General features: G+C 70.0%; 9 protein-coding genes. 4 read left to right on the top strand and 5 right to left on the bottom strand.

From position 1 onward, the window contains the following. The 4 genes from D7V97_RS33550 to D7V97_RS33535 form a co-directional block, all read left to right on the top strand. A partial coding sequence (locus D7V97_RS33550; RefSeq protein ID WP_147445080.1) for a bifunctional UDP-sugar hydrolase/5'-nucleotidase occupies nucleotides 1-1448 on the top strand: 1448 nt, incomplete at its 5' end. A gap of 129 nt (nucleotides 1449-1577) precedes the next feature. After that, on the top strand, nucleotides 1578-2597 hold the full coding sequence (locus D7V97_RS33545) for a stage II sporulation protein M (RefSeq protein ID WP_120614694.1): 1020 nt from the start codon (nucleotides 1578-1580) through the stop codon (nucleotides 2595-2597). After that, nucleotides 2594-3055 carry an inorganic diphosphatase gene (locus tag D7V97_RS33540; protein WP_120614693.1) on the top strand — a complete coding sequence of 154 codons (462 nt, stop codon included), beginning with the start codon at nucleotides 2594-2596 and terminating at the stop codon, nucleotides 3053-3055. Before D7V97_RS33545 ends, D7V97_RS33540 begins: the two co-directional genes overlap by 4 nt. 206 nt (nucleotides 3056-3261) lie before the next feature. Further along, nucleotides 3262-4122 (top strand): DnaJ family molecular chaperone, encoded by an 861-nt coding sequence (locus D7V97_RS33535; RefSeq protein ID WP_120614692.1) that lies wholly within the window; start codon nucleotides 3262-3264, stop codon nucleotides 4120-4122. A gap of 29 nt (nucleotides 4123-4151) precedes the next feature. Here the strand turns inward: D7V97_RS33535 and D7V97_RS33530 are convergent, their stop codons facing one another. From D7V97_RS33530 to D7V97_RS33510, 5 genes are all read right to left on the bottom strand, one after another. Then, on the bottom strand, nucleotides 4152-4673 hold the full coding sequence (locus D7V97_RS33530; protein ID WP_120614691.1) for an N-acetyltransferase: 522 nt from the start codon (nucleotides 4671-4673) through the stop codon (nucleotides 4152-4154). Nucleotides 4674-4682: 9 nt separating this feature from the next. Next, nucleotides 4683-5990: a DUF58 domain-containing protein gene (locus tag D7V97_RS33525; RefSeq protein WP_120614690.1), complete on the bottom strand. Its 1308-nt coding sequence runs from the start codon at nucleotides 5988-5990 to the stop codon at nucleotides 4683-4685. Further along, nucleotides 5987-6988, bottom strand: coding sequence for a MoxR family ATPase (locus D7V97_RS33520; RefSeq protein ID WP_120614689.1), 1002 nt, complete (start codon nucleotides 6986-6988; stop codon nucleotides 5987-5989). Before D7V97_RS33520 ends, D7V97_RS33525 begins: the two co-directional genes overlap by 4 nt. Further along, the gene (locus D7V97_RS33515; RefSeq protein WP_120614688.1) at nucleotides 6985-8262 is read right to left on the bottom strand and encodes a DUF4350 domain-containing protein; all 1278 of its coding nucleotides are present in this window, start codon (nucleotides 8260-8262) and stop codon (nucleotides 6985-6987) included. The genes D7V97_RS33520 and D7V97_RS33515 overlap by 4 nt, the downstream gene beginning before the upstream one ends. Then, nucleotides 8255-10017, bottom strand: a 1763-nt coding sequence (locus D7V97_RS33510) for a DUF4129 domain-containing protein (protein WP_147445079.1), incomplete at its 5' end; no start/stop codon positions are given. The genes D7V97_RS33510 and D7V97_RS33515, both read right to left, overlap by 8 nt.

Here is a 10017-nt window from a genome sequence, read left to right as displayed (position 1 = left end):
CGCCTGCCCCGCCCGCGGCCCCTCCGGTGGAGGCCGCCAAGCCCGCGGTCCCCTCCGAGGTGACGGTGCTCGTCACCGGCAGCACCCGTGGCCAGCTCCTGCCCGTCGAAGGCAAGGGCGGCGCCGCGGAGCTGATGGGCCGTTGGGTGAATGATGAAAAGCACTGTCCCGGTCCGCTGAAGGACGGCCAGGCGACCTGCGCGGACGCCGGCACGCTCGCCCTGACGACGGGCGACCTGTGGACGGGCCCGGCCCTCTCCTCGTTCTTCCTGGGCGCTCCGACGGCCGAGGTGATGGGGCACATGGGCTATGCGGCCTCCGCGCTGGGCAACCACGAGCTGTCGTACGCCAAGGACTCCTTCCTGAAGAACCGCGCGGCGGGGGGCTTCCCCTTCCTGGCGGCGAACCTGAAGGTCACGGACGCGTCGCTGGCGAAGGACCTGGCCATGCCCGCGTTCCAGGTCTTCGACCGGCGCGGCCTGAAGGTCGGCGTGGTGGGCCTCACGTCGCAGAAGACGGTGCGCACCGCCATGTCCGGCCGCGCGGAAGGCCTGGAGGTGACGCCCTCCGAGGACGCGCTCAACACCGCGGTGCCCGAGGCGCGCAAGGCCGGCGCGGACGTCATCGTCGTGGTGGCGGACCAGTGCCCCACGGACCTGCAGCCCGTCGTGTCGAAGCACCCCGAGTGGAAGGTGTCGCTCGTGGCCGGTGGTCGCTGCGCGGAAGTCAGCGGCCCCAAGAAGGACGGGGAGACCACGTACGTGTCGCTGGGCCGCGGCTTTGATTCGTACCTGCGCGCGCAGCTGAAGTTCGACCCGGCGAAGCCCGCGGGCGAGAAGCTGACGGCCGTGGACACGAAGCTCGTCGACGTCACGGGCGGCACGCCGGATGCTGAGACGGCGAAGCGCATCGCCGAGTGGCAGACGAAGGTGGAGCAGGCGCTGGGCCGGAAGATCGGCTTCACCAAGGCCGGCATCCCCCAGGACTCGCCGCTGATGGCGAAGTGGGTGGCGGGCGCGGTGCGCGCGCAGCTGAACACCGACGCGGCCATCCTCAACAAGGGCGGCCTGCGCGGCGGCCTGCCGGCGGGCGACGTGACGCTGGGCAGCGTGTACTCGGTGATGCCGTTCGAGAACTCGCTGCTCACCGTGAAGCTCAAGGGCGAGGACCTGGCGAAGCAGCTGGAGAACCCCACCGCGCTCGTGGCCGGCTTCACCCCGGCGGGCAAGGGCAAGTTCAAGGACGCCAAGGGCAAGCCGCTGGATCCGAAGAAGGAGTACACGGTGGCCACCGTCGAGTACCTGTACTTCGGCGGTGACGGCTTCGGCTTCGAGAAGCTGGACGCCGACCCGGCGGAGACGGGCATGGCGTGGCAGACGCCCGTGGTCGAGTGGACCCAGAACCAGGCCTCCACCGACGCGAAGCCGCTCGAGAAGCTCATCAAGTAGCGCGTGACGGCGTGCCGGGCCTCGATGGCCTGGCGCGTCGCCTTCGCGGTTCGGGGCGCCGGGTCCTCCCTTCTCACGGGGAGGGCGACCGGCGCCTCGTCGTTTCCGGGCTCGGCTAGAGTGGCCATCATGGAGATGGCGGAGTTCATCGAGACGCGGCGCCCGCGCTGGCAGCAGCTGGAGTCGCTGCTGGACAAGTCGGAGGGCGCGGGGCTGCGCGAGCTGAGCCTGGACGAGGCCCGGTCGCTGGGAAAGCTGTACCGCGCCGTCTCCAGCGACCTGTTGTGGGTGCGCGCGCGCAGCGGCTCCGCGGACGTGAGCGCGTACCTCAACGACCTCGTGGGCCGCGCGTACGCGCTGACCTATCCCGGCACCCGGCCGCGCTTCGCGGACGTGTGGGCGTTCGTGGCGCGCGGCTTCCCCGCGCTGATGCACCGCGAGTGGCGCATGTACCTGGCCTCCATGCTGCTGATGCTGGCGGGCGCGGGCTTCGGCTACGTGGGCATGGTGGTGGATCCGGACGCGGCGCACTACCTGGTGCCCGAGCAGCACCTGAACATGGACCCCGTGAAGCGCGCCGCCGACGAGGCCGCGGGCAAGGGCATGTCCGTGGAGGAGCAGGCGCAGTTCACGACGTTCCTCTTCACGCACAACATCCAGGTGGCCTTCCTGGCGTTCGCGCTGGGCGTCACCCTGGGCCTGGGCACGGCGGTGATGCTGTTCGTCAACGGCCTGTTCCTGGGGGCGCTGGCGCAGGTGTACGTGGCCAAGGGGATGGCCGGTTGGTTCTGGGCGTGGATCCTCCCGCACGGCATCCCGGAGCTGTCCGCCATCGGCATCGCGGGCGCGGCGGGGCTCGTCATCGCGCGCGGCATGGTGGCGCCGGGTGGGCTGTCGCGCGGACAGGCCCTGCGCAAGGAGGCGGTGACGGCGGTGAAGCTGCTGTTCGGCACGCTGGCGCTGTTCGTGCTGGCGGGCTTCATCGAGGGCACCGTGTCGCAGATCCATCCGCCGAAGCTGTCGGTGGGCTTCAAGATCAGCTTCGCGCTCACCGTGGGCGCGGGCGTCTACGCGTACCTGCTGTCGGACTGGATGCGCGGTCGGCGGAGCAGGGCGCGTGCGGGTGACACGGCGGAGACGGTGGGATGAGCGGGGGGCGCACGCTCCATGCGGCGGACCTGTCCGTGCCGCCGCTGCCGCGCGAGCCAGAGGTGCTCATCGAGTGTCCGCGCTTCTCGCTGGTGAAGCGGCGCGCGGATGGGACGGTGGACTTCGTGTCGCCGTTGCCGTGCCCGTACAACTACGGCTCCATCCCAGGCCTGCTGTCCGATGACGGCGACCCGTTGGACGCGGTGGTGCTGGGGCCACGGCTGTCCCAGGGGCAGCGCGTGCGGGTGCCCGTGGTGGCGGTGCTGGGCTTCATCGACGCGGGGAAGGGCGACCCGAAGGTGGTGTGCGGCACGCACCCGATGACGGCCTCCGAGCGCGCGGGCCTGGAGCGCTTCTTTCGCGTCTATGCGCTGTTCAAGCGCGGGCTGCACCGGGTGCGTGGCGCCGTGCCCGATACGCGCTTCGTGGGCTGGCTGCGCGAAGGGCCCGAGGCCTGACGCTCACTGTGGGTCGTACACTTTATTCTGATGCTAATATTTTGAAGCATAGCTGTGTGGGGGCTGATGGGCGCTCATTTTGAATCGCGGGTTCAAGGCGCCCACAGCTGACAGCCTTGTCGTTGTAAGTGCTTAAATTCTTTGAATAGGAGTGGCTTGGCGCCGCTGCTTTGGGGGTACGCCTTGACATGGATTTTCGCTGTTGAATGTTGCCGCGTCGTTGGCCGTGTCGGTTGCGATCAAGCAATGCCGACTACTTCAATAGCGAGGCATCAATGCAGGCAACGCAGCGCGGCACGGGGCAGATCGATCAGAGCGGTATTGTCAGGCAGCTCTCGGTCGGTGAAGTCATGGGCTTTATTGCTGCTCCATGTGCTGTGATCAAACTGGGGCCTGGGGCTACTCCTGTAAGCTTCCACTATGCAATCACTGCTAAGCTTGGTTTGTTTCATCGCCCCCGTGTTCATCTAGGGGTTGTTGATTACTCTCAAGTGGAGTGGACGGGATGGGTTAGGGGCATTGTTAAGGCGAAACTTCAAAACCTTGCGGTTGAGTTTGATTCAGAAGGACGTCCTCCCACGGGGTACTACTTGTTTATTCGAGGATCCCCTGTGGCATTTCATTCTGCTGCCGTAGACCTAGACCAAGATGGCGGATTCCTCTTTGCCAGCGTGGCTACAGCTTTTATTGCACATGTTCTTGAAGACCAGGGAATTGCAAAGGCAGTGCCCCAGGTTGGGACCTGGGCCGCAGGAAGTCGTGCTGCGGATTTTTTTGAGGACGTGATTGAAAAATCCTTCCCGAAAACAGAGCCGATCCCTGAAGAGCAGTTGCCCCTAATGAATGCAGATGAAGCAGACGAATCGCTTCGCCTCGCTTATGAACTGCTGGGGCTAGCGCCCAATGCTTCTGAGGACGCTGTTCGTTCTTCGTACCGGAGCCGTGTCATGGAGTGTCATCCAGACCGCGCTGGTCGAAGCGTGTCTGCTCAGGCGCGTGCGACAGAACGTACCGCGGAAGTGAATGCTGCCCGCGATTACATCTGGAAAGTAAAAGGATATCGATAAACGTCAAGCTCAATGCATGACGCCTTATTTCAGCCGAGCTGTTTGGTCATCCGCAGCAGCCGGTTGAACTTCAAGCCCTGCTCCAACGGGCCCACCCACTTCTCCGGCTGGAAGCCACTGCGCGTCCAGAAGCGGTGGGCGGCTTCGTTCTGCTCCAGCACCGCGAGCCGCAGCAGTCGGCCTCCCGCCGCGCGCACGTGGGCCTCGTAGGCGTGGACCATGGCCTCGCCCCGGCCCTGGCCGCGCACCTCCGGGGCCAGGAGCAGGATGCCCAGGTACCACTCGCCCGGGGCCGGAAAGTCACGCAGCGCTTCAATCAGTCCCACGACGTCGCCCGTCGCTGTCTTCAGTGCGAGCAGGTGCCCCTGGCCGGGCGCGAGGCCCGGGGGGCGCTCGGTGGGAATGCGCCGGGCCTGATCCGGCAGGGCCGGGCGGCCGTAGGCGAGCTGGTGGTAGTCCTCGCAGCGCTTGAGCAGCGGCTGCAAGCGCTCCGCCTCGGAGTCGGGCACGTGCTCCGCCGTGAGGTCGCCTGCCTGGAACGCGAAGTCCATGGTGCTCCGCTACAGCACGCCGCGCGCCTTGATGTCGAGGTAGCGGTTCACCGCCGCGAGGCTCAGCTCATCCGGCGCCACGTCGAGCATCTGCACGCCGCCCCGGCTCACGCGGGCCTTGAGCACCTCGCGGTCCGTGAGCAGCTCCGAGGCCACCGCGTGCTGGAAGGCCTCCTCGGGACCGGAGGGCGGCGTGCGCAGCAGCTTCTGCAACGCCGTGTCCTTCACCGACAGGCACAGCGGGACGTGACGGCGCGCCAGCCGGTGCAGCGGCGCCACCAGGGTGTTGGCCTGCTCCTCGTCGAGGAAGTCGGTGAAGACGCACAGCAGGCTGCGCCGGTTGAGGCGCACGTTGAGTTCCTTGAAGAGCGCCAGGTAGTCCACGTACGTGAGGCTGGGCGTCGCGGAGTAGAGCGTGTCCACCAGCTTGCGGTACTGGCCCCGTCCCGCGGCGGGCGGCAGATACGCCTTCACGCCGTCCGCGAAGAGCGCCAGGCCCACCCGGTCGCCGTTGCGGATGGCGACGAAGGCGAGGAACAGCGCCGCGTTCACCGCGTGGTCCAGCTTGGTGAGCCCGTCCACCTGCGCAGCCATGGAGCGGCCCGCGTCCACGCAGATGAGCAGCGCCTGCGAACGCTCCGACTCCAGCACCCGCGTCACTGGCCGGCCCCGTCGCGCGGTGGCCTTCCAGTCCACGTCGCGCACGCTGTCGCCCTGGGTGTAGTCGCGCAGGCGCGCGAACTCGCTGCCCCGTCCGTCACGGCGCAGCTGCCGGAGCCCCAGGTTCACCAGGTCCAGCGCCGCGCCGGACAGCAGCATCCGCCGTGCACCGCGCAGGTCCGGGTACACCGACACCGACTTCGCGGCGGGGAAGGCGCGCTCGTGCGAGACGAGCCCCAGCGGGCCCGTCACCCGCACGTGCACGTCACCGAAGCCGAACTTGCCGCGCTTCACAGGCGTGGCCCGGTACACCCACTGCGTCTGGCTGTCCGGCGTGAGGCTCAGCGTGGCTTCGTCGGGCTCGGTGGTGAAGGACGGGGGCGCGTCGTCCTTCACGCGGACGCGCACGGTGCCCCGGCCGCGGTGCACGAGGTGCACCTCCACGCGGTTGGCCACGCCGACGTTGAGGCGCTCCGGCAGCGCGCGGTGCACCTCCAGCCGGACGCGGCGGGCCTGGAGGAAGTCGAACACGGCCAGCGCCAGCGCGAGCGCGTCGAGCGCCAGCACCGCGCCGCCCAGGCCCGGGAAGAAGCCCGCCACCGCCATGGGCAACGCGAGCAGGGCGAGCAGCCCCCACAGGCGCTCGGAGGGAATCACCGGGGGACCTCGACGCCCTGGACCACCTCGCGCAGCACGTCCGTGGACGTGGCCCCGTCCAGCTCCGCGTCCGGCGACAAGAGCAGCCGGTGGCGCAGCACCGGGCCTGCGAGGAAGCGCACGTCGTCCGGCGTGACGAAGTCGCGGCCCCGGAGCGCCGCCAGCGCCTTCGACGCGAGCAGCAGGTGCACGCCCGCGCGCGGCCCCGCGCCCAGGCGGATGTTGGGCGAGGCGCGCGTTGCCGCAACCAGTTTGCGGATGTAACCCAATACCGGCGGCTCCACGTTCACGTCGCTGAGCGCCGCGCGCGCCGCGAGCAGGCCGTCCTTCGTCACCGCCGCGTTCACGCCCGCCTTCGCGAGGTCGCCTGAGTCGAAGCCCCGGTGCACCGACGCGAGGATGGCGTCCTCCTCCTCCGGCGCGGGGTAGCCCACGTCGATCTTCAGGAGGAAGCGGTCGAGCTGCGCCTCGGGCAGCGGGTACGTGCCCTCCGACTCCACCGGGTTCTGCGTCGCGAACACGGTGAACATCGGGGAGAGCTGCAGGTTGCGGCCCTCCAGCGACACGGCGCGCTCCTGCATCGCCTCCAGCAGCGCGGACTGCGTCTTCGCCGGGGCGCGGTTGATCTCATCCGCCAGCAACAGGTCCGTGAAGATGGGGCCGCGCGCCAGCACGAAGGTCTGTGACTTCAGGTCGAAGACGCTGGTGCCCAGGATGTCCGCGGGCATCAGGTCCGGCGTGAACTGGATGCGCTTGAAGTCCGCGCTCACGCTGCGCGACAGCGCCTTGGCCATCAGCGTCTTGGCCACGCCGGGCACGCCCTCCAGCAGGATGTGGCCTCCGGCGACGAGCCCGCAGAGCATCAGCTCCAGCGGTTCGTCCTGCCCGACCACGGCCTTGCGCACCTCGGTGAGGACGCCCTCGCGGATGGCATGCGCGACCCGCACGGCGTGGCCTCCGTCCAGCGCGGGAGGAGGGGAGAAGGGAGGCGCGTTCATGGGGTTCCGGGGCGGGGCCGGGCGGTGCCGGCGGGGTGGATGCGCTCGCGCACGTGCGCGGCGGAAGTGGCGAGGGCCTGGAGGTCGGCGTCCTTCTGCACGGCGTCGGTCTGTCGGGCCACGTCGAGCAGCCCGTGCGCCAGGTCCTGACGCCCCCGCGCCCGCAGCCCTTCGGCGACCGCGGCGACGGTGGAGTGGGAGGGCAGGCCCGCGAGCGGCGCGAGCTGCTGCGTGAGGCCGCGGGAGATGAGCCCCGCGGCGAAGGCGTGGTGCCGGCCCTCGCGGTACAGGCGGCTCATGGCGAAGAGTGCATCCGTCGCGCCCACGCGCACGGACTCGGGGGGCGGGCGCGGACGGCCGAAGCGCTTCAAGGCACCCGCCCACAGCGCGACGCCGAGCAGCAGCTGCGCCACCGCGAAGTGCAGGCCGTAGCGGCGCGCGAAGTCCACGATGGAGCGCTCGTTGGTGAAGCCGTGGTGGAACTCGTCGAAGGCGTAGGGGCCGGGGCCCAGGGCGCCCAGCGCGCTGAGCCAGAACTGGGCGTTGTCCGCCCGCGCGAGCGCCTGGTTCATCGCCAGCTCGGGCGCGCCCACCACCAGCACCCGGCCCTGGCCCACCGGAATCACCGCCGCCACCGCGAAGCCCAGCCGTTCATCCTCCAGCACCGTGACGGCGTTCTGCGGAAGCCGCAGGTAGGCCTGCACCTTCGTCTCCACGCGCTCGACGCCCAGCGTGTACGGCGTGGGCAGCGGCGCGACCAGCGTGCGCATGGGCAGTGAGGTGTCCGCCTTGTCCAGCTTCACCCCCAGCTCGTCCAACAGTGGGTTCTCCCGCGAGCCCCAGGGCACGTACACGAGCGAGTGTCCCGCGCGCACGTGCGACAGCACCCGCTCCACCTCGTCGTCGTCCAGCTGCTGGGCCCGCAGCGCGTTGAAGCCCAGGTGCGGCGCCTCCTCTTCGTCCGGGCCCGCGTCCGGATCCGACGCGAGCTTCGTCTGATCCGGATCCTCCTCGTGCGAGTCCTCCACGTCGACGGCGAACAGCACCAGCGTCTGGGGGCCGGACACGAGCCGCAGGTCCGCCATGTTCCGCGTCACCGGCAGGCCGCTCTCCTGCGCGAGCAGGAACAGGGCGCGCGCGCCGTCCGGCTCCGCGCGGAAGGTGGACAGCGGATCCGCGAAGCCTCCGCGCTGCGCGCCCCGCACGAGGAACGCCCCCAGCACGCCGGCCAGCAGCAGGCCTCCCAGCACGAGCAACGGAAAGCGGTCACGCACCGGCGGCCTCCTGCACGGGCGGCGCGGCGAGCAGCGGGGCGGTGATGGCGCGGAACTCCGTGTAGCCGTCCTGGCCCACGGGGAGGTTGCCGTACCAGACGAAGTCGAAGCGGCGCGTCAGCTCGCGGAACGGGGCCTTCACCTCCGGCCGGCCCCGGAACGCGCGCAGGTAGTCCCAGTTGCTCAGCGTCTCGTCGTACAGGATGGCGCCGTCGCGGTGCAGGCGCGACAGGAGCGCGAGGTACAGGTTGCGCACCGCCTCGCGGTATTCACCCTGGGCGGCCAGCGCGTCGGCCAGGTGCGCCCAGCCCTCGGGTGGACGCGACAGCGCGTGGTCCGGGTTGCCCGCGAGCGCAGCGGCATCCACGGTGCTCACCTCCAGCGACGGGCCCGTGCCCCCACGCCGCCGCTTCAGGACGCCCACCACCACCACGCCCAGCACCGCGAGCGTCAGCGCCACCAGCGCCACCACCAGGACCTTGGCCGCCGCGCCGCCGCTCAACGGAATCGACGTGTCCCTCGGAGGCGAAGGCCTTTCGACGCGGAAGAGCTCCTGCAGCCACCGGCCCAGCTTGTCGATGAAGCGGCGCCACCAGCTCTGCTCCGGAGGGACCTCCTCCTGCTTCGGCTCCTTCGGCTCCTTCTCCGGCCGGTCCTGGAACTCCGGCCGCGCGAGGATGGAGCGCGCCCGGTCCGTCGCCGCGCGGGCATCCACGCGCGCCTGGGCCTCCACCGTGGCCGTCACCTGCGCGAGCCCCGACTCCAGCGTCGCCGTGGCCGCCTCACAGTCCTCGTCGTCCAGGGCCAGCTGCTCCAGGTGGCGCACGAAGCGCTCCAGCTTCGCGCCCTCGGCCGCGCCCAGCGCGTCGAGGTCCTGGATCGTCTTGTCCTCCACCAGATCGGGCACCTCGCAGTGCACCACCACCGCCACCAGCCGGTCGCGCACCGCCTCACGCTCGGCCGTCGCCGGAACCTTCACCGGATCCGTTACCGAAGCCTTCGCGGGAGCCGCGTCGGCCGGGGTAGGGAGCGCGAACAGCACGCCCGCGGCCACGAGCAGCGCGGCGGCGACGCCCTTCGAATCGGCCGAGCCGACCGAGCTGGCCGCGCCGCGCTTCGTGCTCCGCTCCGGCAGTTGCTGCACGGCGGCCAGCAGGTCCAGCCCCTCCTGCCGCACGCGCCCGTCGATGAGCAGCAGCGTGGCGGTCGCCGCGCGCAGCGGCTCGAAGAGGGCGAAGGTCGCCGCCGCGAGGAACATCAGCCACGGCGGGTTGTCCAGCGACGCGAACCGCTCCGCGAACGTCAGGTCGATGCCCACGAGCTGCCGCGCGAGGTACAGCAGGAAGTTGATGCCCACGTGCAGGTTGAAGAACACCAGCACCTGCACGGACATCAACCACCGCACCCCCGTGGCCGTCCCGCGCGAGGGGCCCAGCAGCCGCGAGCACAGGCCGTACAGCCTCAGCGGGCTGCCCCGTCCCTGCATCGTGGCCGCGTAGCCCACGCCGTGCGCGGAGAGGACGAACAGCGCGATGCCCAGCGACAGCGTCACCGTGAACACGTTGAAGAACGCCAGGTACGCCACCGCGATGAACAGGCTGGGCAGCCGTCCCAATGCCGCGCGCATCGACGGGAGCACGGAGGGCTCTGGCTCCGGGCCCAGCAGCACCTCCTGCACGTAGTGGCACGCCGCGCCCTGGCCCACGCCGCGCAAGAGCCACGCGAGCGTGAGGTACAGGGCGCGGCGTGCCACTA

The organism is Corallococcus sp. CA053C (assembly GCF_003611675.1).
GTDB lineage: Bacteria > Myxococcota > Myxococcia > Myxococcales > Myxococcaceae > Corallococcus.
The sequence above is the reverse complement of the archived record's forward strand: the minus strand, read 5'-3'. Positions and strand labels throughout refer to the sequence as shown.

What these genes read in the sequence shown, in the direction of transcription:
- D7V97_RS33530 (WP_120614691.1), bottom strand. Translation starts at nt 4,673, where the DNA reads ATGGACTTCGCGTTCCAGGCAGGCGACCTCACGGCGGAGCACGTGCCC.
- D7V97_RS33540 (WP_120614693.1), top strand. Translation starts at nt 2,594, where the DNA reads ATGAGCGGGGGGCGCACGCTCCATGCGGCGGACCTGTCCGTGCCGCCG.
- D7V97_RS33520 (WP_120614689.1), bottom strand. Translation starts at nt 6,988, where the DNA reads ATGAACGCGCCTCCCTTCTCCCCTCCTCCCGCGCTGGACGGAGGCCAC.
- D7V97_RS33535 (WP_120614692.1), top strand. Translation starts at nt 3,262, where the DNA reads ATGTTGCCGCGTCGTTGGCCGTGTCGGTTGCGATCAAGCAATGCCGAC.
- D7V97_RS33545 (WP_120614694.1), top strand. Translation starts at nt 1,578, where the DNA reads ATGGAGATGGCGGAGTTCATCGAGACGCGGCGCCCGCGCTGGCAGCAG.